Annotated in this window: 21 protein-coding genes and 2 pseudogenes; 8 read left to right on the forward strand and 15 right to left on the reverse strand. The window is 70.8% G+C overall.

Features of this window, described 5'->3' with window-relative positions; all coding sequences use genetic code 11:
* The first annotated feature begins 84 nt into the window (after positions 1-84).
* A complete protein-coding gene (locus AN216_RS06235; RefSeq protein ID WP_070195589.1) occupies positions 85-501 on the forward strand; it encodes a hypothetical protein in 417 nt (138 codons plus the stop codon).
* A gap of 91 nt (positions 502-592) precedes the next feature.
* Here the strand turns inward: AN216_RS06235 and AN216_RS06240 are convergent, their stop codons facing one another.
* Positions 593-2869 carry a bifunctional salicylyl-CoA 5-hydroxylase/oxidoreductase gene (locus AN216_RS06240; protein ID WP_070195590.1) on the reverse strand — a complete coding sequence of 759 codons (2277 nt, stop codon included), beginning with the start codon at positions 2867-2869 and terminating at the stop codon, positions 593-595.
* Positions 2866-3714: an enoyl-CoA hydratase family protein gene (locus AN216_RS06245; RefSeq protein WP_070195591.1), complete on the reverse strand. Its 849-nt coding sequence runs from the start codon at positions 3712-3714 to the stop codon at positions 2866-2868. Before AN216_RS06245 ends, AN216_RS06240 begins: the two co-directional genes overlap by 4 nt.
* A 621-nt stretch (positions 3715-4335) precedes the next feature.
* Here AN216_RS06245 and ygiD point away from each other — a divergent pair.
* The gene (ygiD, locus tag AN216_RS06260) at positions 4336-5205 is read left to right on the forward strand and encodes a 4,5-DOPA-extradiol-dioxygenase (protein ID WP_212732675.1); all 870 of its coding nucleotides are present in this window, start codon (positions 4336-4338) and stop codon (positions 5203-5205) included.
* A 133-nt stretch (positions 5206-5338) separates the two neighbouring features.
* Here ygiD and AN216_RS06265 read toward each other — a convergent pair whose 3' ends face one another.
* The 9 genes and pseudogenes from AN216_RS06265 to AN216_RS06310 form a co-directional block, all read right to left on the reverse strand.
* Positions 5339-5692: a nuclear transport factor 2 family protein gene (locus AN216_RS06265; protein ID WP_212732676.1), complete on the reverse strand. Its 354-nt coding sequence runs from the start codon at positions 5690-5692 to the stop codon at positions 5339-5341.
* A 502-nt stretch (positions 5693-6194) separates the two neighbouring features.
* Entirely contained in the window at positions 6195-7205 is a 1011-nt protein-coding gene (argF, locus tag AN216_RS06270) for an ornithine carbamoyltransferase (RefSeq protein WP_070195596.1), read from the reverse strand.
* A 112-nt stretch (positions 7206-7317) separates the two neighbouring features.
* Positions 7318-8544: an arginine deiminase gene (locus tag AN216_RS06275; RefSeq protein WP_070195597.1), complete on the reverse strand. Its 1227-nt coding sequence runs from the start codon at positions 8542-8544 to the stop codon at positions 7318-7320.
* Positions 8545-8625: 81 nt separating this feature from the next.
* The gene (locus AN216_RS06280; protein ID WP_070195598.1) at positions 8626-11424 is read right to left on the reverse strand and encodes a polynucleotide kinase-phosphatase; all 2799 of its coding nucleotides are present in this window, start codon (positions 11422-11424) and stop codon (positions 8626-8628) included.
* Positions 11421-13105: pseudogene (locus AN216_RS06290) on the reverse strand (3' terminal RNA ribose 2'-O-methyltransferase Hen1). Before AN216_RS06290 ends, AN216_RS06280 begins: the two are co-directional and overlap by 4 nt.
* A gap of 207 nt (positions 13106-13312) precedes the next feature.
* A complete protein-coding gene (gene mmuM, locus AN216_RS06295; protein WP_070195599.1) occupies positions 13313-14218 on the reverse strand; it encodes a homocysteine S-methyltransferase in 906 nt (301 codons plus the stop codon).
* Positions 14215-15135: an LLM class F420-dependent oxidoreductase gene (locus AN216_RS06300; protein WP_070195600.1), complete on the reverse strand. Its 921-nt coding sequence runs from the start codon at positions 15133-15135 to the stop codon at positions 14215-14217. Before AN216_RS06300 ends, mmuM begins: the two co-directional genes overlap by 4 nt.
* 85 nt (positions 15136-15220) lie before the next feature.
* A complete protein-coding gene (locus AN216_RS06305) occupies positions 15221-15679 on the reverse strand; it encodes a DUF6099 family protein (RefSeq protein ID WP_070195601.1) in 459 nt (152 codons plus the stop codon).
* Between the two features lie 106 nt (positions 15680-15785).
* On the reverse strand, positions 15786-16166 hold the full coding sequence (locus AN216_RS06310; protein ID WP_244502346.1) for a nucleotide pyrophosphohydrolase: 381 nt from the start codon (positions 16164-16166) through the stop codon (positions 15786-15788).
* 126 nt (positions 16167-16292) lie between these two features.
* Between AN216_RS06310 and AN216_RS06315 the strand changes: the two genes are divergently transcribed.
* From AN216_RS06315 to AN216_RS06325, 3 genes are all read left to right on the forward strand, one after another.
* The gene (locus tag AN216_RS06315) at positions 16293-18845 is read left to right on the forward strand and encodes an ATP-dependent Clp protease ATP-binding subunit (protein ID WP_170843045.1); all 2553 of its coding nucleotides are present in this window, start codon (positions 16293-16295) and stop codon (positions 18843-18845) included.
* A 432-nt stretch (positions 18846-19277) separates the two neighbouring features.
* Entirely contained in the window at positions 19278-19826 is a 549-nt protein-coding gene (locus tag AN216_RS06320; RefSeq protein ID WP_070195602.1) for a hypothetical protein, read from the forward strand.
* A gap of 95 nt (positions 19827-19921) precedes the next feature.
* A complete protein-coding gene (locus AN216_RS06325) occupies positions 19922-20908 on the forward strand; it encodes a pirin family protein (RefSeq protein WP_070195603.1) in 987 nt (328 codons plus the stop codon).
* Between the two features lie 239 nt (positions 20909-21147).
* Here AN216_RS06325 and AN216_RS06330 read toward each other — a convergent pair whose 3' ends face one another.
* The 3 genes from AN216_RS06330 to AN216_RS06340 are packed head-to-tail and all read right to left on the reverse strand — an operon-like array spanning position 21148 to position 23276.
* On the reverse strand, positions 21148-21444 hold the full coding sequence (locus AN216_RS06330; RefSeq protein ID WP_070195604.1) for a DUF1330 domain-containing protein: 297 nt from the start codon (positions 21442-21444) through the stop codon (positions 21148-21150).
* A gap of 33 nt (positions 21445-21477) precedes the next feature.
* Positions 21478-22917, reverse strand: coding sequence for an MFS transporter (locus AN216_RS06335; protein WP_070195605.1), 1440 nt, complete (start codon positions 22915-22917; stop codon positions 21478-21480).
* Positions 22914-23276 (reverse strand): MarR family winged helix-turn-helix transcriptional regulator, encoded by a 363-nt coding sequence (locus tag AN216_RS06340; RefSeq protein ID WP_070195606.1) that lies wholly within the window; start codon positions 23274-23276, stop codon positions 22914-22916. Before AN216_RS06340 ends, AN216_RS06335 begins: the two co-directional genes overlap by 4 nt.
* Before the next feature lie 162 nt (positions 23277-23438).
* Here AN216_RS06340 and AN216_RS29590 point away from each other — a divergent pair.
* Together AN216_RS29590 and AN216_RS06345 are read left to right on the forward strand one after the other, a co-directional pair.
* Positions 23439-23597: pseudogene (locus AN216_RS29590) on the forward strand (transposase); the annotation flags it as partial.
* Between the two features lie 114 nt (positions 23598-23711).
* Complete coding sequence (locus AN216_RS06345) at positions 23712-24344, forward strand: alpha-ketoglutarate-dependent dioxygenase AlkB (RefSeq protein ID WP_070195607.1); 633 nt, start codon at positions 23712-23714, stop codon at positions 24342-24344.
* 69 nt (positions 24345-24413) lie between these two features.
* Here the strand turns inward: AN216_RS06345 and AN216_RS28605 are convergent, their stop codons facing one another.
* Positions 24414-24539 carry a nuclear transport factor 2-like protein gene (locus AN216_RS28605; protein ID WP_244502348.1) on the reverse strand — a complete coding sequence of 42 codons (126 nt, stop codon included), beginning with the start codon at positions 24537-24539 and terminating at the stop codon, positions 24414-24416.
* Between the two features lie 69 nt (positions 24540-24608).
* Here AN216_RS28605 and AN216_RS29595 point away from each other — a divergent pair.
* The coding region (locus AN216_RS29595) for a hypothetical protein (protein ID WP_212732677.1) at positions 24609-24865 on the forward strand (257 nt) is incomplete at its 3' end.

Raw genomic sequence — 24865 nt, forward strand, 5'->3', positions numbered from 1 at the left:
TCGGCACGTCCCGTACGCGGAGGCGCCCGCGGGGGTTCGCCATCACGCCTGACACCTCTCCGCACGACCTCTAGGCTGCTCGGCATGACGGAGGGAGTCGCGCCGCTCGTGGCGCTCATCGGATTCAAGCGCAGCAAGTGGGCCTGGATGGGCGGCCATCGGGTGCTGACCGTCCGGGACGGCAGGGTGCGCGTGCTGGGCCGGAAGGGCGTCGACCTCGACGTCCCGGTGCGGGAGATGACGGCCCGGCTGACGAGGGCGCGTGCGATCGAGGTGCGCGCCCCTGAGCAGTCGGCGATCATCTTCGGAGTCCTGGAGCTCGGCAATCTCCACACCGAGCTGCGACAGATCCTCGTGGCCGAGAGCGAGGGAGCCGAACTGATCGGCCCGGCCCCGACCGGCTTTCTGGGCGTCTACTCGCCGAAGGCCGTAACCGGCCAAGCCCAGGTCGGCCGCGCCATCACGGAGGCGCTGCACGCGCGGGGGGTCGGTCAGGGCTGAGGGCCGGATCGGCGGGTTGGCGTGAGTGGGACCTCAGGACCGCCTCTGCCGGTCTACGAGATACCGACCGGGCACGAATACGGGTTCCTCTTCAGAGGGTGAGGCGCGGTTTGGGTGCCTCCGTCCGACCGGTGGGTGGCTTACGGCTGCCGGCCTGGTAGGGCAACGGCCAGCGCGCTCCGGGCCCTTGGTAGCCCTGTTCGGCCGCGGCGTGCAGCGTCCAGTGCGGGTCGTAGAGGTGCGGGCGGGCCAGCGCGCACAGGTCGGCGCGGCCGGCGAGGATCAGCGAGTTCACGTCGTCCCAGGAGGACAGGGCACCGACCGCGATCACCGGGACGCCCACCGCGTTGCGGACGCGGTCGGCGTACGGCGTCTGGTACGAGCGGCCGTAGGCGGGGCGTTCGTCGGAGACCACCTGTCCGGTGGAGACGTCGACCGCGTCCACGCCGTGGGCGGCGAACGCGGCGGCGATGTCCAGGGCGTCCTGCCCGCTCGTGCCGCCCTCCGCCCAGTCGGTGGCGGAGATGCGTACCGTCAGCGCGCGTTCGGCGGGCCACACCTCGCGTACGGCGTCCAGCACCTCCAGCGGGAAACGCAGCCTGCCGGCGAGGTCGCCGCCGTAGCGGTCGGTGCGGTGGTTGGTCAGCGGGGAGAGGAAGCCGGAGAGCAGATAGCCGTGCGCGCAGTGCAGTTCCAGCAGGTCGAAGCCGGCCTCGGCGGCGCGGTGGGCGGCGCCCCGGAACCGCTCCCGGATCGTGCGGAGTTGCGCCCGGTCCGCTTCCCTTGGGAGCTGGCTGACGCCGGGGCGGTACGGCAGCGCTGAGGGCGCGACCAGCGGCCAGTTGCCGTCCGGCAGGGGGTCGTCGATGCCCTCCCACATCAGTCGGGTGGAGCCCTTGCGGCCGGAGTGGCCGAGCTGGACCCCGATGGCGGTCCCCGGGGACTGGGCGTGCACGAAGTCGGTGATCCGACGCCAGGACTCGGCCTGCCGGGCGTTCCAGAGGCCCGTACAGCCCGGCGTGATGCGGCCCTCAGCGCTGACGCACACCATCTCGGTCATCACCAGGCCCGCGCCGCCCAGGGCGCGGGATCCCAGGTGTACGAGGTGGAAGTCCCCGGGCACGCCGTCCTGGGCGGAGTACATGTCCATGGCGGAGACGACGATCCGGTTGGTCAGGGTCAGCCCGCCCAGCCGGAAGGGCGTGAACATCGGGGGCGTGCCCTCGGGGACGTCCGCCGCCTGTTCCACGGCTCGTACGAACTCCGGGTCGCGCAGGCGGAGGTTGTCGTGGGTGACTCGGCGGCTGCGGGTGAGCAGGTTGAAGGCGAACTGGTGGGCCGGCTGGTCCACGTACGTCGGCAGGTCCTCGAACCACTCCAGGCTCGCCCGCGCCGCCCGTTGGGTGGAGACCACCACCGGGCGCCGTTCGGCTTCGTACGCCGCGAGCGCGGTCGGCAGGTCCTCGTGCTCCTCGACACAGGCGGCCAGCGCCAGCGCGTCCTCCACGGCGAGCTTGGTGCCGGAGCCGATGGAGAAGTGCGCGGTGTGGGCGGCGTCGCCGACGAGCACCACGTTTCCCCGGACCCAGCTGTCGTTGACGACGGTGCGGAAGGCCGTCCACTGCGAGTTGTTGCCGCGCAGCCGGCGGCCGGCGAGGGTTTCCGGGAAGAGCTTCGCGCAGTAGTCAGCGCAGGCGTCCTCGTCCATCCGGTCCAGCCCGGTGGCCCGCCAGACCTCCTCGCGCAGCTCGACGATGACGGTGGAGGCGTCGGGGGCGTACGGGTACGCGTGCAGCTGCGCGACGCCGTGCTCCGTCTCGGCGATCTCGAACCGGAAGGCGTCCAGGGCGAAGTCGGCGGCGAGCCAGACGTACCGGCAGTGGTGTTCGGTCAGCTGCGGCCGGAAGTCCGCGGCGAAGGCGTCCCGGGTCTCGCTGTGTACCCCGTCCGCGGCGATCACGAGGTCGTGCCCGGCGGACAGTTCGGCGGCGGAGGGTGCCCGGGTGCCGAAGCGGAGCGTCACACCCAGCTCCCGGCAGCGTTCGTGCAGCACGGCCAGCAGGCGCTTGCGGCTGAGTGCCGAGAAGCCGTGGCCGCCGGAGGTGTGGACCTGGCCACGGTGCACGATGTCGATATCGTCCCAGCGCACGAACTCGTCCCGGAGCGCGGCGTAGACGACCGGGTCGGCGTGCTCGATGCCGCCGAGCGTCTCGTCCGAGAGCACCACGCCGAAGCCGAAGGTGACGTCGGCGGCGTTCTTCTCGTAGAGGGTGATCTGCCGAGCCGGGTCCAGGCGCTTGAGGAGCGCCGCGGCGTACAGACCGCCGGGGCCGCCACCGATCACCGCGATCCGTGGGCCGCCGGTCACTTGGCGGCCCCTCCGGCCTCCCCGTGCTGCCACTTCGGTGGGCGTCGCTCGACGAACGCGGCGTGGAACTCGGCATAGTCCGCGCTGTTCATCAGCAGCGCCTGGGTGGCGGCGTCCATCTCCACCGCCGCGGACAGCGGAAGGTCCAGCTCGGCCGTGAGCAGCGCCTTCGTCTGCGCGTGGGCGAGCGAGGGGCCGTCCGCGAGCCGCCGGGCGAGCGTGGCGGCGCCCTGGTGTGCCTGCTCCTCCTCGGTCAACTGGCTGAGCAGGCCGATGCGTTCGGCCTCAGCGCTGCGCACCGGTTCACCGAGCATCAGGATGCGGGTGGCGTGCCCCAGGCCGACCACCCGCGGCAGCAGGTACGCCGCCCCCATGTCGCCGCCGGAGAGGCCCACCTTGGTGAAGAGGAACGCGAAGCGCGCCGTCGGGTCCGCGACCCGGAAGTCCGAGGCGAGAGCCAGGACGGCGCCGGCGCCCGCCGCCACTCCGTGCACCGCGGCCACCACTGGGAACGGCGCCTCCCGGATGGCGCGTACGACCTGTCCGGTCATCCGGTTGAAGTCGAGGAGTTGGGTGGTGTCCATGTCGAGGGTCGCGCCGATGATCTCGTCGACGTCGCCACCGGAACAGAAGCCGGCCCCTTCGCCACCCAGCACCAGGGCGCGGGCGCCTCGCGTACGGGACAGCTCGGCGAGCAGGTCACGCAGGTCGGCGTAGGACTGGAAGGTCAGGGCGTTGAGCTTGTCGGGCCGGGCGAGGGTGACCGTGACGACGCCGTCCTCCTCGGTGACCCGGATGTGCTCCCAGCGCTCGGTGGTACGGGCGGAACCGGTGAACGGGCTCATGGACGTCTCTCCTCCGGCCGTGGGGCGGCGTGCGCCAGGGCCCGGGCGCCCCGGTTCTCCGCGACATCCACGCGGTTCGCGGTTCACGGTAAGTGGGCGCCCCAACCCGTCGCCATCGAAAATATCACGGTCTCATGACTACCGTCACGAGAACGCGATACAACACGACTGAACGTAGGACTCGAACGCGCCGCCGCCGTCCAGGCCGTGGTCGCGCACCCGGTGATCGGTGCCCGTGGCCGCCGTACTGCTCGTGTGCCCGGTCCCGCGGTCGCTGCGACCGTGCCACGGTCGCCGTCTCACACGTCGCTCCTGCGCGTCGACGGGCATAGAGTCCGGCGCAGCACGAATCCGTCCCGGAAGGGGAGATCGAGATGAGGCTGGCCGTGCCCGGCGCCCGCGACGTCGGGCGGATCCTCGCCCGTGTCGGGCGTACGTCCGAGCGTGATGTCGAGAAAGGCGACGTGCCTCAGCGGCAGGGCCGTGTGCGGGCCGCCGACACCGCACGGGGCATCGCCGACGGCGGGCAGCGGCTCGGCGACGGTCCCGCCGCCCGGCCATGGTCCTGCCGCCCGGCTTGGAAACTCGTGGGCTCGCATGGTTGAGCTGGAGAGCACAAGCGTGCCGACGCCTGAGGACACCCTCATGCCCGCGGCGTTCCTCGGGCACGGGAACCCGATGAACGCGCTCGCGGACAACCGCTACACCACCGCTTGGCACTCCCTGGGCTCGACGGTCCCGCGCCCGCGGGCGATCCTGGTGATCAGCGCCCACTGGTACGTCAACGCCACGGCCGTGACGGCGATGCCGCGACCGCGCACCATCCACGACTTCTACGGCTTCCCCCGCGAGCTCTTCGACGTGCAGTACCCCGCGCCGGGACTCCCCGAACTCGCCGAGGAGATCAGCGACGTCGTGCACCCGACCTGGGTCGGCGCCGACGTGGACAGCTGGGGCATCGACCACGGCACCTGGTCGGTGCTGCTGCACGCGTTTCCCGACGCTTCCATCCCGGTCGTGCAGCTGAGCATCAACGCCGACAAGCCGCTGGACTACCACCTTGAGCTCGGCGCCAAGCTAGCCCCGCTGCGCCGGCGAGGGGTGCTCGTCATCGGCAGCGGCAACGTGGTCCACAACCTGCGGGCGATGGACTGGAACCTGGCCGACGACGGCTACGACTGGGCCCGCCGGTTCAGTGACGTGTCCCGCGAGCGGATGCTCACCGCGCCCGCCGAATTCGCCACGCTCGACGCGCACTCCGATTTCCGCACCGCGGTGCCGACCCCCGACCACTTCATTCCGGCGCTCTACTTCGCGGGGCTGGCCGGTGCGACGGCGACATCCGAGATCGACGTCCTCGTCGACGGCTACGCCTACGGGTCACTGTCCATGACGGCCTACACCCTCGATGCGTCCTGCCCGACGGCCACCGACGGGGCCGGGGCTCCGCAGCCCCCCGGCGAGCTCCCACCCGACGCGTCGAACATCTGAGACACGGTCACGACAGGGACCGGGCCAACGGCCGGCACAGGCCGCGGACGAGCGCCCCCGCACGAAGTCCGCCACGGCCAACGCGGCGGAACGCTGACCGCGCACGGTTCGGCTCCGCAGCCTCACACGGCGATCAGCGCACCTCGTCTTCGTACAACGGCAGCACCCACGCACGCCGTTCGCGGATGAGTCCATCACGGAGCACGAAAACCTCAGCCATCGAAAGGCGCTGTACGGAACCGTCTTGTTGCGGTACCCGCCCGACCAGCTCGGCCATGATCGTGTCGCCCTCCTCCACCATCCGAACGACCTCCAGGTCCGGGTCCCCGGCGAACCCTGGACCTTCAATGGCCGCGTCATAGGCTTCCTTGCCCTCAATATGGAAGGCGCCGAAGACCGTCCAGGTGATGTCGTCGGTCAGACACCCGAGAATCTGGGCGTGGTCGGTGCGACGGAATCCGTCGAGGTAACGCTCGACGGTCTTCACGTTCCGGCTAGGGGACATTCCTGCTCCTGGTGTCGGGGGTATACACGTACTTCGACCGTCCGCGAGCCCGAAAGTCATCGCGGCGCATATCGGCGCCGTTGCCGTGAACGAGACCTTTGAAGCAGAGGAATGACGGTGCGCCGGTTCGCGTTGGCGACCCAGAGACCTGTGGAAGCCGAGCTCCGGACCAGGAATCGACTTCACGCTGCCCGTCGGCGTTGTTCCCTGTGGTCACGACTGTGCCGTTGGCACGCGGGGCAAGGGTGCGCGTCGGACCTGCCACCACGGCGACCATGCCGCGCCAATCGCCGACTCCCGCACTGTCCGTAGCAGTTGTCTCCCGCCGCGAGGACCCGCTCTGAACGGTGGGATCAGCCGGGTCACGTCGTGGCGGTTGCCGCCGGTCCGCGTGTGGTGGCCAGCGGGATGTCGTGGGCCTGGACGGTCACGTGGTGCTTGCTGCTGGTCTTGCGCCGGTCCACCAGGGACGGGCCAGTGGGACTCAGCTGGCGTTTCCGGCCAGTGTGGCGACGAGGACGGCCTTGATGGTGTGCATCCGGTTCTCCGCCTGGTCGAAGACCACCGAGTGCGGCGACTCGAAGACCTCGTCGGTCACCTCCAGGGAGTCCAGGCCATGGTGACGCTGGACCCGCTGGGCGACCTCCGTACCCAGGTCATGGAAGGCGGGCAGGCAGTGCAGGAAACGGACTTGGTCGTTCCGCGTGGCTCGCAGTACGTCCATGGTCACCGCGTACGGACGGAGCAGTGCGATCCGCTCGTCCCACGCCTCCTCCGGCTCCCCCATGGAAACCCATACGTCCGTGCCGACGAAGTCCGCGTCCCGGACCCCCTCTGCCACGTCCTGGGTGAGCGTGAGGCGGGCGCCCGTCTCCTCGGCCAGCGCCCGCGCCCGCTCGACGACCGACCGCTCGGGCCAGAGGGCGCGCGGCGCGACGATACGCAGGTCCATACCCAGTAGGGCCCCGGTGACCAACGTGGAGTTGCCGGTGTTCCCCCGGGCGTCGCCGACATAGGCGTATCGCGTCTGGTTCAGCGGGCGCTCGCCGTACTCGGTCATGGTGAGCGCGTCGGCGAGCATCTGGGTCGGATGCCAGTCGTCGGTGAGGCCGTTGTAGACCGGGACGCCGGCGTGGCCGGCCAGCGTCTCGACAGTCGCGTGCACGCTGCCCCGGTACTGGATGCCGTCGTACATCCGCCCGAGCACCCGCGCGGTGTCCTTGACGGACTCCTTGTAGCCGAGGTGCGAGCCAGCCGGGTCGAGATACGTGGTCATGGCACCCTGCTGGGCCGCGGCCACCTCGAAGGCGCAGCGGGTGCGGGTGGACGCCTTCTCGAAGAGCAGCGCGACACCGCGGGAGCGCAGCCGTTGGCGCTCCGCACCCGCGGCACGCTCGGCCTTCAGGTCACCGGCCAACTCGATCAGATGGCGGAACTCCGCTGGTGTGAGGTCCGTCTCCTTGAGGAAGTGGCGGCCCGTGAGGTCGATCGCCATGTGTGCTGCTCCTCGATCGCGTGCGTCTACCCGGCAAGCATATACGATCAATCGCAACTATATACAGCACTGCCGTGCTGTCGGCTCCCTCACGGACACCGTCGTCAGCTCCTCACCGCACCGCGTCGCGCTCCAGCGGGCAGCTCATGCACCGAGGGCCACCACGCCCCCGGCCCAGCTCGCCACCCTGCACCTCCAGCACCTCGATGCCCTTCTTGCGCAGGAAGGTGTTCGTGGTCACGTTCCGGTCGTACGCCAGCACCACGCCCGGCTCGACCGCCAGCACGTTGCAGCCGTCGTCCCACTGCTCCCGCTCGGCAGAGTGCACGTCCTGGGTGGCGGTCAGCACCCGGATGGTGTCCAGGCCGAGCGCCGCCGCGATCGCCCGGTGCATGTGCTCCGGCGGGTGGTCGGTGACCTTGAGCTCGTGCTCGCTGCCCCCGGGCTCGATGGTGTACGACCGGAGCATGCCCAGGCCCTCGTACTGGGTGAAGGTGTCGCCGTCGATCATGGTCATCACGGTGTCCAAATGCATGAACGCCCGGCGCTTCGGCATGTCGAGCGCCACGATGCAGTTCGCCGAGCCCGCGGCGAACAGGCCGCGCGCCAGCGTCTCCACCGCCTGCGGCGTGGTGCGTTCGCTCATCCCCACCAACACCGCGCCGTTGCCGATGACGAGTACGTCGCCGCCCTCGATCGTGGACGGGTAGGACACCCGGCCCTCGGACCAGAAGCGGAAGTCGTTCTGGCGGAACAGCGGGTGGTGCCGATAGATCGCCTCGAAGTGCACCGTCTCGCGGCGGCGCGCGGGCCAGCGCATGTCGTTGATGGACACGCCGTCGTAGACCCAGGCCGAGGCGTCCCGGGTGAAGATGTGGTTCGGCAGCGGCGCCAGCAGGAAGTCGTCCGGCTCCATGACGTGGAAACGGACCGAGGTCGGCTCCGCGTGCCCTGCCAGGTACTCCCGCTTGGTCATCCCGCCGATGAGGACCTCGGCCAGCTCCGGCGCGGGCAGTTCGTCGAAGGACTCCCGGAGCCGGTCGGTGGCGAGGGGGCCGTACTCCCGCTCGTCGAACACCCGGTCCAGGACCAGCGAACGTGCCTCGGGCACCGCCAGGCTCTCCGTGAGCAGATCACGGAAGAGATGTACGTCCACCCCGCGGTCCCGCAGGGTGTCCGCCAACGCGTCGTGCTCCTGCCGGGCACGCCGCACCCAGAGAACATCATCGAACAGGAGATCGTCCTTGTTCGTGGGGGTGAGCCTTTTGAGCTCGAGATCTGGCCGGTGCAGGATGACCCGGCGGAGCCGGCCGGCCTCAGAATCAACATGGAAACCCATGGGCCCATCCTGTCCGAAACCAGCCGGCCCCGCCCAGTCTCCGCGGCCGGACTGTGATGTCCCGCCCCGGATCGTCGTCCGTCAAAGTCGCGGGTCCACCGGCTCGGACTCGAGCGCGAGCACAGCGAACACCGCCTCGTGCACCCGCCACAACGGCTCACCCTCGGCGAGGCGGTCGAGCGCCTCGAGGCCCAGGGCGTACTCCCGCAGGGCCAAGGAGCGCTTGTGTCCCAAGCTGCGTTCCCGAAGCCGCGCGAGATTGTCCGGGCGGGTGTACTCCGGGCCGTAGACGATGCGGAGGTACTCCCGGCCACGGCACTTCACGCCGGGCTGCACCAGGCCCCCGTCCCCCTTGCGCGGTCCTGGCTCCAGCGGCTTGGCCACCATGCCCTCACCACCCGACTCGGTGAGATCCGGCCACCACCGCACGCCCTCGGTGACGGAGGCTTCGTCGTGCGTGTCGACGTACTGGCGACGGGTCGTGGCGAGCAGCCGGTTCCACCACACCCGCCCCTCCCCCGGGGTAGCGCTCTCCCGCCCCTCCGGGGTGGGGTGGGCCCGTTCCACCATCGCCCGCTCGGCGTCGATCAAGCGGTCCATCAGCTCCAACTGCCTGTCGTGCGCCAGCGTCGCGTGGCTGTGCCCCTCGGTGGCGAGCACCTGGAACGGCGCAATCCGGATACCGTCCAGACCATCCGACACGAGCCCGTCCACGCCGCCCGCGCTGTCCGCCACGACCGGACGCGCCTTCCCCGACTCGGCCGCCTCCCCCGGCCAGCCGCGCGTACGGTCGCCGACCGGCCAGCAGTACCGGCGGTACGCGGCGGTGAACGCCGAGGCGTCCGCGGCGCGTTCCCGCTGCCGTCCGAGCAGTTCGGCGGTGTCGACGCCCCGGGTCCCGGCCCGCTCCAGCGCTTGGAGCGCGTCGGGCAACGCCGCCCCGGCGGCTGCCCCCACGGAAGCGTACTGGCTGCGCAGCAGGCCGGCCGCCTTCAGCGACCAGGGCATCAACTCCGTGTCGAGCAGCATCCAGTCGGTGCCCAACTCCTCCCACAGTCCGGTGTCCTCCGCGCAGCGGGCGATCCGGCCCAGCACCCGGGCGGTCGTCTCCAGGGCTCCCGCGCCGCCGTGGCCCGTGTCCGCGCCGAGGAACGGCCGACGCGTACGCGTGTACAGCGCCCCCGGCACCTCGCCGGCGACCCCGAACCGCTCCCGCGCCACCGCCGCGTCCCGGCACACCAGCGCCACCACCCGGGAGCCCATGTGCTTCTCCTCGCACACCACGTGCCGCACGCCGTCCTTGCGGTAGTCGGCGAACGCGTCCACCGGGTGCTCCAGATACCCCTCCCCGGCCATCCGCCCGCCACCGTCCGCCCGGGCGGTGGCGCAGGGCGCCATGGTCGGCGGCAGGTAGGGCAAGGCACGAGGATCGGTGGCGAACCTGCTCATCACCTCCAGGGCAGCGGCAGCGTTCTCCTCCCGGACGGCCAGCCGACCCATGTGCCGGGTCTCCACGACCCGACGGCCCTGCACGTCCGTCAGATCCAGCGGTCGGCCGTCCACGCCGCCCGGCGCCTCGGCGACGAGGGGCCGCACCGGCTCGTACCAGACGCGTTCTGCGGGAGTGTCCACGATCTCGCGCTCCGGCCAGCGCAGGGCGGTCATCGCGCCGCCGAAGACACAACCGGTGTCCAGGCACAGGGTGTTGTTGACCCACTCGGCCCGCGGCACGGGCGTGTGACCGTAGATCACCGCCGCCCGCCCACGGTACTCCTCTGCCCAGGGGTAGCGCACCGGCAGACCGAACTCGTCCGTCTCGCCGGTCGTCTCGCCGTACCGCGCGTGCGAACGGACCCTGCCGGAGGTGCGGCCGTGGTACTTCTCGGGCAGGCCGGCGTGGCACACGACCAGCCCGCCGCCGTCCAGGACGTAGTGGCTGACCAGGGAGTCGACGAAGGCACGCACCCGCTCGGCGAACTCAGGCTCCTCGCCGACCACCCGCTCGAACTGCTCGACGGTCTCGACGAGCCCGTGTCGGTGCTGCACCTTACGGCCCTTGAGCCAGCGGCCGAACTTGTTCTCGTGGTTTCCGGGGACGCACAGCGCCGTGCCGTCCTCGACCATACCCATCACCAGGCGCAGCACCCCGGGGCTGTCCGGACCGCGGTCCACCAGGTCACCGACGAAGACCGCCGTACGGCCCGCGGGATGCGTGGCGGACACCGCACGGCCCCGGTCGTCGTGCCGCAGGGGGTAGCCGAGCCCTTCGGTCAGCAGTGTCTCCAGCTCCGCCCGACAGCCGTGCACATCACCGATCAGGTCGAACGGTCCGGTCAGGTGCCGCAGGTCGTTGTACCGGCGCTCGCGTACGATCCGTGCCGCCGCGGTCTCCTCCACGTCCCTCAGGACGTGCACCCGCCGGAACCCCTGACGCTCCAGACCCCGCAGCGAACGGCGCAGCTCCCGACGCTGCCGGGGCAACACGTGCGCGGGCAGGTCGGCTCGGTCCGGGCGCAGGGCGTTTCGCTCCCGGCACGTCGCCTCCGGAGTGTCCAGCACCACGGCGACCGGCAGGACGTCGTGCTCCCTGGCCAGGTCGACCAACTGCCGACGGGCCTCGGACTGTACGTTCGTGGCGTCCACGACGGTGAGCCGGCCCGCGGCGAGGCGTTTGCCCACGATGTAGTGCAGCACGGCGAAGGCGTCCGCGCTGGCGCTCTGGTCATTCTCGTCGTCGGCGACCATCCCCCGGCAGGCGTCGGAGGACACGACCTCGGTGGCCCTGAAGTGCTCCCGGGCGAAGGTCGACTTCCCGGAGCCGGTGGTTCCGATCAGCACGAGGAGCGAGAGGTCGGGCACGGCGAGCGTACGCGTGGTCATGCGGCAGCGCCGCCCTTCCTCGGAATCGGTGTGAAGGCACCCCTCGGCGCGGGAAACAGGGTGAACAGCGCGAGTTGGGTGGGTGGGCCCACCTCCGGATCATCAGGGCCGACCGGCCGCAACTCGACGGCGTACCCGTGTCGGGCGCCGACACCCTCGGCCCAGTCACGGAACCGCGCGCGGTCCCACTCGAAGCGGTGGTCGGCGTGCCGGGCCTGGCCCGCCGGCAGGCTCTCCCAGCGCACGTTGTACTCGACGTTGGGTGTGGTCACGAGGACCGTGGTGGGGCGGGCGAAGCCGAAGACCGCGAACTCGAGGGAGGGCAGGCGCGGTTCGTCGACATGCTCGATCACCTCGCTCAGCACCGCGGCGTCGTACCCCTTCAGCCGTCTGTCGGTGTACGTGAGGGAGCCCTGTAGGAGTGTGACCCTGGAGGATTGCCGCTCACCGAGCTGGTCCAGACGCAGGCGCCGGGTCGCCGTCTGCAAGGCGCGCATGGCCACGTCCACCCCGGTCAGCTGGGTGAACTGCCGCTCCTTGAGCAGCAGGGAAACCAACTGTCCCTGGCCGCATCCGAGATCCAGCACCCGGGCGGCGCCACTGTGTCGCAGCGCGTCCGCGATCGCCTCGCGCCGTCGCACCGCCAGTGGAACGGACTGGCGGCCCGCCTCCGGTGGCTGTTCGCCCGGGGTGGGCACGGCCTCGACGCGCGTGCCGCCGTCCTGGGAGGCGCTCCGGGGGTCCGGCCCGGCCAACGTCCGCGGTGGCGTGCCCGCTTCCCTGACGGTGGCGGTGCGTCGGAGTCGCCAACGCCGTCCGCGCTGTCAGCGCCTCCCGCGCCACGAGCGCCGTCAGCGGGTGTCCCGACGAACGCGTCCGGCACGGCGTTGTCGATCGCCTCCACCTCGGCGTCGTCCGACTCCGCCAGTCGCGCCAGCTCGAGGCGCTCCATCGCCTGCCGGGCGAGCCGACCCCGGCGCGCGAGATAACGGCCGGCGATCAGCTGCTGTTCCGGGTGTGTCTCGAGCCATCCGGAGCCGGCCCGCAGCAGCTTGTCGACCTCGTCGTCGGAGACCCGGTAGTGCTTCGTGCCGTCGAGCACCGGGAACAGGACGTACAACTGGCGCAGGGCCTCCGACAGCCGGCGTTCGCCCAGCAGCGTCAGACGTACGTAACGGGAGTCCCCCCACTCCGGGAAGTGTTCGTCCACCGGCACAGGGGAAGCGCGCACCGTCCACCCCAGGGGCTCGAAGAGCCGGCCGCACCATCTCGCAGCCGCCGCTGGCGGAGAGCGCGGGGACCTCGATCCGCAGCGGCAGTGCCCGGGAGGGCAGCTCCGGTCGCTGTCCGCACTGACCACTCAGCGCGCTGCTGAAGACCTTGCCCAGCGCGACCGCGAACAGCGAGGAGGCAGCGTACGGCCGGTCGTTGACATACCGTGCGAGGGAGGAGTCGGGAGCGGTCCGCCCCTTGCCCTGCCCCCACGGACGAGGGCGACGGGGTCGACCTCCAGCAGCATGGCGGCCGTGCACTCCGTGACGTCCGCCTCGGGGTAGAAGACATGCGCGGTGCCGTGCGCGGTGGGGAAGCGCTACGCCTTGTCCGGGTGTTCGTGCAGCAGGAAACCGAGGTCGGTCGCTGGCCGCTGCTGCGTACCAGTGGTGGAGATGGTCATGAACACTTGCCCGAGTATCCTTTCGCCTCAGCTCAACGGCCAGGCATTTTGTCTGGTGAAGCGGACACGGTGCCCTCGCCCGCGCTACGGGCTCGCCGGTCCGGCCCGCTCTTCCTCGGTCCCGCCGCCCCGGATCGGTGACGTGGCATCATCGGGCGGACCCTGGTTCCGCGCCTCCGGCTCAGCCGTGCGCTGCCGGGGCGCGACCCGTCATCACGGCATCGACGCGAGTTCGCGGGCCAGTTCGGTGATCTCGTCCGGACCCACCCGGCAGCAGCCTCCGACCAGCCTGGCGCCTCGCCGAACCCAGTCACGCACCCGCCGGGCGGGGAAGTCGGCCGGTCCGTGCCACCGCCGCCCGTCCGCGTCCCATCGCTCGCCGCTGTTCGGGTAGACGACGACCGGCTTCCCGGCCCAGGTCGCCGCTGTCTCAACCGCTCGGTCCGCGTCCTGAGCGGTGCAGCAGTTCACCCCGGCCGCGAGCACGTGCGGGTGTCCGCGCACCATGTCGAAGGCCTCGTCAAGCGGTTGCCCCGCACGGGTCCGGGTGCCCCGGACCGTGTAGCTGAGCCACACGGGCACCCCACAGTCCTCCGTGGCCCGCAACAGCGCCGCCGCCTCCACGACATCGGGGACCGTCTCCAGCGCGAGCACGTCGGGCTCGGCCGCGACCAACGCGCTCACCCGCTCCCGGTGGAAACGGGTCAAATCCCACTCGCTCAGGCCGTATCGGCCCCGATACTCACTCCCGTCAGCGAGCACCGCGCCATACGGCCCCACCGAGGCCGCAACCCATGCCCGGGTGTCCTCGGCCGCGGCGCGGGCCAGCCGTACGCTGCGGCCGAGGAGTGCCGCCGCTTCCCGCCGCGTGACGCCCCGCTGCCCGAAGCCCTCGAACGACGCCTGATAGCTGCTGGTGATCACGACCCGCGCGCCAGCCCGCACGTACGCCCGATGGGCTGCCTCGAGCCGCTCCGGGGCGTCCGCCAGCAGACGTGCCGACCAGAGGTCGCCCGTGAGGTCGCAGCCCTGCGCCTCAAGCTGGTTGGACAGCCCACCGTCGAGGAGCACCGGGCCGGACTCCAGCGCACGGCGGAGCTGAAGCGCGGGACGGGTCATGAGAGTTGGCTCTGCACCTGGTCCGCGATCAGTGCCAGATGGTCGAGGTCGTGCAGGTCCAGGATCTGGAGGTAGATCCGGGAGGCCCCGATCTCCTGGTAGCGACCGATCTTCTCGACCACCTCGGCCGGGGAGCCGGCGAGGCCGTTCTCCTTCAGCTCCGGCACTTCGCGTCCGATGGCCCGCGCTCGACAGGCGACTTCGGCGTCGTCTCTGCCGACACAGGCGATCAGGGCGTTGGAGTACACCAGATCCGCCGGCTTCCGATCCTGCGCCGAGACCGCGTCGCGCACCCGCTGGAACTGTCGGTCCGAGTCCTCCAGGGAGGCGAACGGGATGTTGAACTCGTCCGCGAACCGGGCCGCCAGGCGTGGCGTACGCACCGCGCCGAGCCCGCCGATCAGCACGGGCACCTTCGGTTGGGCGGGCTTCGGCAGCGCGGGGGAGTCGGCGAGTTGGTAGTGCGTGCCGTCGAAGGCGAACCTCTCCCCGACCGGGGTCTCCCAGAGCCCGGTGACGATCGCGAGTTGCTCCTCCAGCCTGGCGAACTTGGCTTCCGGGAACGGAATGCCGTACGCGGTGTGTTCCTCCTCGAACCACCCCGAGCCGAGACCGAACTCGACCCGGCCACCGGACATGGCGTCCACCTGGGCGACCTGGATGGCAAGCGGCCCCGGCAGCCGGAAGGTGCCCGCCGTCATGAGGGTACCCAGTCGGATCTGGCTGGTCTCACGGGCCAGCCCGGCCAAGGTCACCCAGGCGTCGGTCGGTCCGGGCAGACCGTCGCCGCCCATGGCGAGGTAGTGGTCCGATCGGAAGAAGGCGCCGAAGCGGAGGTCCTCGGTGGCCTTGGCGACGGCGAGCAGTGTGTCGTAGTCAGCGCCCTGTTGTGGTTCGGTGAAGATGCGCAGTTCCATGGGTCCATCCTGCCTGGTTCTTGGTTCGCTGCGGCGCCCGCCGCCCACCGGACGTCACGGGAGCGGGCGCTCCGCGCCGGCTGCCTCAGCCGACGGCACCCCGCTCCGGAAGCGCCAAGCACCGCAGCACTCCGGCGGCTTGGTCGCCGGACTCGTCGGCCGCGTCGATGGCCTCAATGCACTGCCAGTACAGCCCCTCCTCCTCCGCCCGCACGGCCACTCCCACCAAGGCGGCCGCCGCGTCGGCCAGCAGCCCGGAGAGTGCGAGCAGGACGGCGTGCGCGTCCTGGATCACGGACAGGCGCGCGGCGCGTATCCCGTCCGCGTGCCGCCCGCGATGCCGCATGGCGCTACGGCCCGTCCGGCCCGCCTCGCTCAGCCCGATGGCTTCGGCCCGGACTCCCGGTGGCCCGCTGACTGCCAACCAGGTGCCCACCGCCTCCGCGAGCGCCTGCGCCTGACACGCTTCGGCGACGATCTCGGACAGGCCGCTGCTGCGCGCGAGCGCCTGTCGCGTGGTTTCGATGAGACGTACGGCGTCCATCGGTCATCCCCCTCCACTGGTCGCTACCCAGCGTGACCATCAACAGAGCCCTACGCCAGGGAGTATGGGAAATCTGTGGATAATACGGCACCTGTGGAAAACTTCCTCACTTCATAGAGTGACCGTTTCCGGGTGCCGGGAAACGCTTCTCGTTCCTCTCGATCTTCGCTTCCAACGCGGCGAGCGCGTCGACACCCAGCACTTCGCAGAACTGGAGCAGATAAGCGAGGACATCCGCGACCTCGTCCCGCACCCGCGCCGCGGCGTCCTCCTCGCTCATCACCTGGAGTGACTCCGCTGGGGTCAACCACTGGAAGATCTCCAGCAGTTCGGCCGCCTCCACGCTGAGTGCGGCTGCGAGGTTCTTCGGGTTGTGGTAGAGGCCCCAGTCCCGCTCGGCCGCGAAGTCGGCCAGGGAACTCTGCAACCCGGCGAGGTTTCGGGGACCGTTCCGGTCATTCACGTCGTCGTCCTGTGATTCGCGCACGCCCCAGACCTACCAGCCTCCCGTGCCAAGGATCAGGTGTCGGCGGGGCTCGCAAGGGAACCCGGTCGCTCCGACGTACCCGTGACATATCGAGGCGGGCCCGGCCCGCCCGTGGGGATGGCAGCGATGGCAAGCGGCTACATGGGCCCGGAGCAGTCCGGCCAGGACGATCCGCTCGGAGACTTCCTCGCCCGGTTCTTCGGCGCCGGAGCGTCCGGTCGCCAGCGGCGCCCGGACCCGCGCTACTACGACTTCGTCCGGATGATGAGCGAACCCGCCCGCGGCCTCCTGTCGTACGCGGCCTCGGACGCCGCACAGCACGGAAAGCCCGATCTGGCCACCGACCACCTGCTACGGGCGGCGCTCACCATGGAGCCCACCCGCTCGATGGTCGCGCAGTCGGGCACCGACCCGGACGCGCTCGCCGCTGAGATCGACCGACAGGCGGGTGAGGGTCCGCCCGTGCAGTCGATCGCGGTGAGCCCGGCCGCGAAACGGGCGCTCATCGACGCACACGAGATCGCGCGGAACCGCGGCGCCTCGTACATCGGGCCCGAGCACATCCTGCTGGCGCTGGCCGCGAACCGCGACTCGACGGCCGGGCACCTGCTCAACACCTCGCTGTTGGACCAGCAGAGTCCGCCCGGCGCCCGTCCCGAGTCCGGGGGCGGTACGGCCGGCGGCGAGCCGGTGTTCCGGCAGTCCTCCGGCACCAGCGGCACGCCCCAGCTCGACCAGTACGGGCAGGACCTGACGAAGGCGGCTCGCGAGGGCCGTATCGACCCGGTGATCGGCCGGGACGCGGAGATCGAGCAGACCGTCGAGGTGCTGGCCCGGCGGATCAAGAACAACCCGGTGCTGATCGGCGAGGCGGGCGTCGGCAAGACGGCCGTGGTGGAGGGGCTCGCCCAACGCATCGCGGACGGGGACGTGCCGGACAGCCTGTTGGGGTACCGCGTGGTGCAGGTCGACTTCTCCGGGGTGGTGGCTGGTACGCGCTACCGCGGCGACTTCGAGGAACGCCTCGGTGGCCTGATCGACGAGATCCGCGCGCACTCGGACGAGTTGGTGGTGTTCATCGACGAGCTGCACACGGTCGTCGGGGCGGGCGGCGGCGGAGAGGGCGGCTCGTCCATGGACGCGAGCAACATGCTCAAACCCGCTCTCGCGCGCGGCGAGTTGCATGTCGTGGGTGCCACGACGATGGAGGAGCACCGGCGCTACATCGAGAAGGACGCGGCACTCGCGCGTCGCTTCCAGCCCGTGCTGGTGGCCGAGCCGTCCCCGGAGGACGCGGTGGAGATCCTGCGCGGCCTGCGGGACCGTTACGAGGCCCACCACCAGGTGCGCTACACGGACGAGGCGCTGGTCGCGGCCGTCGAACTCTCCGACCGCTACCTGACCGGCCGTTACCTCCCGGACAAGGCCATCGACCTGCTGGACCAGGCGGGCGCCCGGGTACGCCTGCGGAACGCCACCCGCGGCAGTGACGTACGGGCTCTGGAGCGAGAGCGGGAACAGCTTCGCCGGGACAAGGACCAGGCGGTCGCGGCGGAGGACTACGAACGGGCGAGGGAGCTGCGGGACCGGCTCACGGAGCTGGAGCGGCGGCTCGGCCCGGCGGAGGACGAGAGCCGCTCCGGGGACCGGATCACCGAGGTCGCCGTGACCGACATCGCGGACGTGGTGTCCCGCCAGACCGGCATACCGGTCAGCAACCTCACCCAGGAGGAGAAGGACCGGTTGCTGGGCCTGGAGGAACACCTGCACCAGCGGGTGGTGGGACAGGACGAGGCGGTCTCGGCCGTCGCCGACGCCGTGCTGCGCTCCCGCTCCGGGCTGGCCAGCGCGGACCGGCCGGTCGGCAGCTTCCTCTTCCTCGGCCCCACCGGAGTGGGGAAGACGGAGCTGGCCAGAGCGCTGGCGGAGGCGCTGTTCGGCAGCGAGGACCGGATGCTGCGGCTGGACATGAGCGAGTACCAGGAGCGGCACACCGTCAGCCGCCTCGTCGGGGCACCACCGGGGTACGTCGGGCACGAGGAGGCGGGCCAACTCACCGAGACGGTACGGCGGAACCCGTACTCCCTGCTGCTGCTGGACGAGATCGAGAAGGCGCACCCCGATGTCTTCAACCTGCTGCTCCAGGTGCTTGATGACGGGCGGCTCACGGACGCGCAGGGCCGTACGGTCGACTTCACCAACACGGTGATCGTGATGACCAGCAACCTCGGCTCCGAGGCGCTCACCGGCCGGGGCCGGGCGCCCGGCTTCGGTGGCGGGGACGCCGAGGCCGCGGAGGAGGAGCGGCGGGAGCGGGTGCTGCGTCCCCTGCGCGAACAGTTCCGGCCGGAGTTCCTCAACCGCATCGACGAGATCGTCATCTTCCGTCAGCTCTCCTCCGAGCAGTTGTGGCAGGTCACCGACCTGATGCTGGACGAGACACGGCGGCGCGTGCACGCGCAGGACGTGGAGATCGACTTCTCCCCGGCGGCCGTGGAATGGCTGGTCGAGCAGGGGTACCAACCGGAGTACGGCGCCCGTCCGTTGCGGCGTACTATCCAGCGCGAGGTCGACAACCAGCTCTCCCGGATGCTGCTCAGCGGGGACCTGGCCCAGCACTCGCACCTGCGCGTGGACGTGCAGAACGGACGGCTGGCCTTCCTGCCCGCCGACGCCTGACGGGCTGAGCACCCAGCCCCTGCCGTACGGCGTGGGGCCCAGCCCAGCCGCCTCAGCGTTCGGCGGTGAGGGGACCGGAGGACGCCGAGTCCCGGCCGGTGACCAGGCCACGGTCCGCCACCACGTGCACGGCCCACGGCTCGCCCACCCGTACAGCCGGCCTCCGGCATGGTGGTGTCACTCCGGACGTGGGCCGCTGTCGGCCCAGCGTGGCGGGCCCCGGTCGGGACGTTCCGCGGGCACGAGCCGAGCCTGCCCGGGAGGCGGGCCGACGGCGTGCGCGTGAAACGACCGTGACACCTGGTCTAGGCAAACGGCACGCCCGGTAGTACTTTCCTGACGGTTCGTCGCACCACGCCAGGTGCTTCTGCGGGGCGGCCCATCGGGGCGTCCACGCCGGGGCACGAAGTTCACCACACCGGGAGAATTGTCATGCTCACGATACTCCGAAGATGTGCGGGAGCGGCGTTGGCCGCCGCTCTCGTCTTCGCCCTCCCCGTCTCGGCCAGCGCCGCGGACGCCACCGAGACCCCGACACGTGCCGCCGCCGAGGCCACCCAACTGGGCGAGGTCACACCTCCGGACGGCTTCCGTACGGGAGACCTCACCAACGCCGCGCCGCCGGACAGGGGCAAGAGCGCGGACACCAACGCGGCCTGGACATACCACATCACGGCCTCCTGCAACGGCCTCGAGGGGCCGATCCGACAGGGCGCGAACTTCTGGTCAGGCGCCACCGAAACGGCGTCCAGCGGCACCCCGGTATCCTGCACCGGCGGTTACGTGCAGGGCTGCGGCGGATCGGGCAACGTCGTCGGATGCAACTGGGGCATGGGCGACCGGATCATGCTGTCCACCCTGGTGAACGACTTCGCCCTGCTCGCCGCCCACGAGTTCGGCCACAACTGGTACGGCCACTCCCCCGCCGGCTGCGCGAACTGGGCCAGCGCGTACGAGGTCATGCGACCCACCATGTGCTGACCACCACCGGCTGACGTACGGGCCGACCGGCCGGCTGGTCGGCCCGTACGTCAACGGCAAGCGCCCACCCCGCCGAACGGGGCTACGGTGGCCGCGTGAGCAACGTGGAGACCAGGCCCCTCGAACAGACCGTCTGTGACGGACCCCCCGCCAGCACCGGGACCGACACCGACGCACCCGACACGGAACTCCTCGAGCCCCGCGAGGTCCCGCTCGGCGGACCCCGCGCCATGCTGGTACGCCGGAGCCTGCCCAATCGGCATCGGCGCATGGTCGGCGCGTGGTGCTTCGCCGACTCCTTCGGCCCGACGGACATCGCCGGAGCGGACGGTATGCAGGTGCCACCGCACCCGCACATCGGACTCCAGACGGTGAGCTGGCTGCTGGAGGGGGAGGTGTGGCACCAGGACAGTCTCGGCAGCCGGCGGATGGTACGTCCCGGGCAACTCAACCTCATGACGGCCGGCGCCGGCATCGCCCACTCCGAGCAGTCCCCGCCCGGACACTCGGACACGCTGTACGGGGTACAGCTCTGGATCGCCCAACCCGAGCAGGACCGGAACGGGCCGGCGCACTTCGACCACCACACGGATCTGCCCACCCTCGTAGAAGAAGCCGGCCACGTCACGGTCCTGATGGGCGAACTCGCCGGCGCGGCCTCCCCGGCACGCGCCTACACGCCCCTCGTCGGCGCCGACGTGGAGCTGCGCCCGGGCGGCCGGCTGCGCCTCCCTCTGGAAGCGGACTTCGAGCACGCCGTGCTCGCGCTCGGCGACCCGCTCACCGCCGACGGCCGCGCGGTCACCGCCGGCGCGATGCGCTACCTCGGCCGTGGCCGACGCGAGGTGCTGCTGGAGTCCCCGACCGCCACCCGAGCCCTGCTCGTCGGGGGCCTCCCCTTCGAGGAACACCTGGTCATGTGGTGGAACTTCGTCGGCCGTACGCACGAGGACATCGAACGGGCCCGGGAGGACTGGATGGCCGGCCGCAGGTTCGGGAAAGTCACCGGATACGACGGTGATTCCCTCCCCGCGCCCGCGCTGCCGAACGTACCCCTCAAACCCCGGGGGCGGACCCGCTGACCAGGGCGCCGATCACCGGTGTCCCGTACGGGCCGTACAGCCCTGGTTGTGGCGCACTGGCTAGCCCGGGCGATCGGCGCACCGCGTTTTGGTGATGGCCTTGTTCGTACGACACCGTTTCCGCCCCTCAGCAGAGGCAACCGTCGAGGCCACCAGCTTGTTGCCGCTGGACACGGTCGGCGCTGACCTCGTCAGCGGCAGTCAAGTCGAGATTCGGTGAAGATTCGACTGGATCTCGGTCAGTCGAGGCCTTCGATGATGCGGAAGTCACGCTCGAAGCCGTCGGGGAGTTCGGCGAGCGCCTCCAGGTAGGCAGCGCTCGCGCGTGCCGCGACGGCCTGTTCGAAGCTGTCGAACTCGATCAGGACGACGCGCTCGGCGATTCCGGCCTCGTGTGCGTCCACCCGGCTGCCGATGCTGGCGAGCACCCGCCCGCCCGCGGCCGCGACGGCTGGACCTGCCAGTTCGTTGTAGACATCAAGCCTCTCGGGGTCCTCGATGGTGGGGTAGACGCTGACCCAGTAGCCCTTGGGCATGGAACCTCCAGTGTTGGAATGAGCGCATGTGACTTACCGGTTGGTCTCGGCCTCGGGTGGGCGTCGGCGGGCGAGGGCGAGGCTTGTCAGCGTCGTGATCGCCATGGCGCCGACGCCGACCAGCGCCGCGGTGGTGTAGGCGCTGTCGTCGGGGAAGAGGCGGCCGGGACGGGTGCCCGCGGCGAGGATCAGGCCGCCGATGGCGCTGCCCAGGGAGTACCCGACGCTGCGGACGACGTAGTTGAAGCTCATGGCGCTCGACGTCTCGCTCTTGGGGGTGACGGCCAGGATGACGCCGGGCATCGCGGCCGAGAAACCGCCGACGCCGAAGCCGAGCACGCCCATCGCGGCGAACAGTTCGGCCAGGTCCGACCGGGCCGCCGCGAACAGGGCGAACCCGCCGCCGACCACGACAGCGCTGCCGGCCAGCAGCAGGGGGTCGGCGATCCGCGTCCGGACCCGCTGCGTGAGCTTGCCGGCGACGAACCCCAGCACCGAGAACGGGATGAGGACCAGCCCGGCGACGAAGGTCGTCAGCCCGAAACCGTAGCCCGCGCCGTGCGGCGTCTGCGCGTACCGGGTGATGAGCGTGAGCAGGAGGTACATGCCGATCCCGCCGACGAACATGGCGAGGTTCGCCCCGGCGACCGCTGGGTGCCGCACCGCCCGGAGATCGACCAGGGGCGTCGTGCTGCGCAGCTCGATGACGGCCCAGACGCAGAGCAGCACCGCCGCGACGACGGCGAGGCCCGTCGCCAAGGCGAGGTGCCGGCTCCACAGACTCCGTTCGCCGGCGAGGAACAGCACCAGGAGCAGCGCAGCGGCCAGGAGGACCGCGCCTGACACGTCCATGTGGGCGGAGCGGCCTTCGGGGGCTTCGGGCATGGAGCGCCACGCGGTCAGGAGGGCGGCGGCGGTGACGACCAGGCCGAGGCCGTAGGCGGCCCGTACCCCGCCGAGTTCGGCGAGCAGCGCGGCCAGCGGGTAACCGACGCCGACCCCGATGATCGAGACCACCGAGATCAGGGCGATCACGGCCGCGCCGCGCTCCTGGGGGAGGTGGTCCCGGGCCACGCCCATCATCAGTGCCGTCAGCCCGAGCCCGACGCCCTGGGCCGCCCTGCCGGCCAGCAGCCACGCGAACGGCAGCGGCAGCACGGTGAGTGCGCTGCCGGTGACGACGACCGCCAGCGTGACCAGGATCGTGGCCCGCCGGTGCGGGCCAGCTCCCAGCCGGCCCAGGACCGGCGTGGCGACGGCGCCGCTGAGCAGGGCGACGGTCAGCGTCCACTGCGCGCTGTCGAGCGAAACGTGGAACGAGGTCGCCACGCTGGTGATGAGCGGCGCCCCCAGGCTGGCGACCGCCGCCACGACCAAAGCGATGAACATCAGGGCGGGGACCAGCAGCCGCGCCTCGGAACGCGCCACCGGGAACGCCTTCACCGCCTCCCCGCCGACCGGCTGCCCGGTCACTGCTTCGGCCCTTCGTGGTCCTGACTTTCGAGTTCCCCCAGATGATTCAGCGCCGGGAGGGCCGCCACCAGCGCCTCCACCTCGTCGTCGGTGAGCTCGCCGATCAACCGCTCGAACGCGTGGACGCCCGCCTGGCGCCGCGTCCGGACATAGGAGGCGCCGGCCTCGGTCAGGCACACCAGCGTGACCCGCTTGTCGGACGCGTCGCCCCGCCGCTCGACCAGGCCGGACTCCTCCATTGCCCGGACCAGGGCGGTCATCGCGGGCTGGGTGATGCCCTCGACCGCGGCCAGATCGGTGATGCGCCGCGGGCCGGTCCGGTCCAGGGTGGCCAGGGTGGCGGCGGACGTCAGGCTCATGTCCCTGGGCAGGCGTCTCGCGGCCTTGGTGGCCAGGCCGTAGAGGGCTGCCCCGATGGCGGCGGACGCGCCAGTAGCGGTGTCTTGACGACTCATGGCCAAAGCATACCCAATTTATATTCATAGCCTATGTAAAACTGGCGCCGGCTCTACGGGCAGTACTCGGGGCCGAGGGCGACATCGAGGAGTTTCGTGGACGACCACCGCGGACGCCGGTGCCGTTACCGCGGCCTCGCGAAGACACAGGTCCAGCACGCCCTGACCGCACTAGCGATCAACGTCGAGCGGCTGAGCCTTCGAGGACCCGCCGACCACCCCTAGCGGCCGCTGCCCACGGGGTTCCAGCGACTCCCGATGAGCGGCGGTCACTCGCCGTCTACGGCATCCGGAGCGAGGCCGGACCAGCATGAAGGAGAGACTGGCTACTCTTCGGGGATGCCTGAGACGTCCGGTCAACTCCCCTTCGACAGCGATGATGCCTCCCCCTCAGAACCGTCCGCTTCGGTGCCGGGACTGCACTACACCGCAGACTGGATCAGTCCCGAAACGCAGGACGCCCTGCTCTCGGACATCGACGCCGAGCCGTGGTCGACGCAGTTGAAGCGGCGCGTACAGCACTACGGTCATCGCTACGACTACGGGCGACGGAGCGTGTCCGCGTCCTCGCCGACTGCCGTGCCACCGCTTCCGGGTTGGGCACGGCAAGCGGCCACCCGCCTGGTCAGCGAGGGGTTGATGGACCGCGAAGCGGAACAAGTGATCATCAATGAGTACCAGCCGGGGCAGGGCATCAGCGCCCATATCGACAGCCTGCCGCACTTCGGCCCGGTCGTCGCGGCACTCTCCCTGAACTCCCGCTGCCTCATGGACTTCACCAACCCCGACGACGGCTCGAAGCTAGCCGTCCCTCTCGCACCGGGCAGCCTGCTCGTGATGACTGGTCCAGCCCGGTACACATGGCGCCATTCCATCGCGGCGCGCAAGAGTGACCCGGGCCCGACAGAGCGCGTCCCGCGTGGGCGGCGGGTGTCCATAACCTTCCGCACACTCATCCACCCAGGTCGGTGACTGACGACGGGTCGCTGCCCTACACGCGCTCCACGAAGCCGGCACGCCATTCCGGTGACGGGTCCGAACCTAGCCCGCTCCGCCACTGACCGGCCATTCAATGACGACGTCGTCCGCAAGCAGCTCGCCGATCCCCACCCAGTCGCGCGCCTGCATGCGATCCCACAACTCCTGAACGATCTTCGACGGCTCCATGGGCGCATGCTGTCATCGCCCACTGACAACGAGGCCGTACACGCGGTGTCGAGGCCGAGTGGGCGAAAGTTGTTCTCGTCCGAGGCGACATACGAGAAGACCGCGTCGCTCGGACGCTCGTTGGTAAGGGCCGACGCCCACGTCGCGGTCAGCGTGATTCGATACCGTGTACCAGTTCAGACATCCGTCCATCGCCGGCACCTCCTCGAGGAATTGCCAATCGACGTGAAGTGGGATATGACCACCATCGCCGCGTGCCGCGTGCCGCGTGCCGCGTGCCGCGTGCCGCGTGCCGCGTGCCGCGTGCCGCGTGCCGCGTGCCGCGT

The organism is Streptomyces oceani (assembly GCF_001751245.1).
Lineage (GTDB): Bacteria > Actinomycetota > Actinomycetes > Streptomycetales > Streptomycetaceae > Streptomyces > Streptomyces oceani.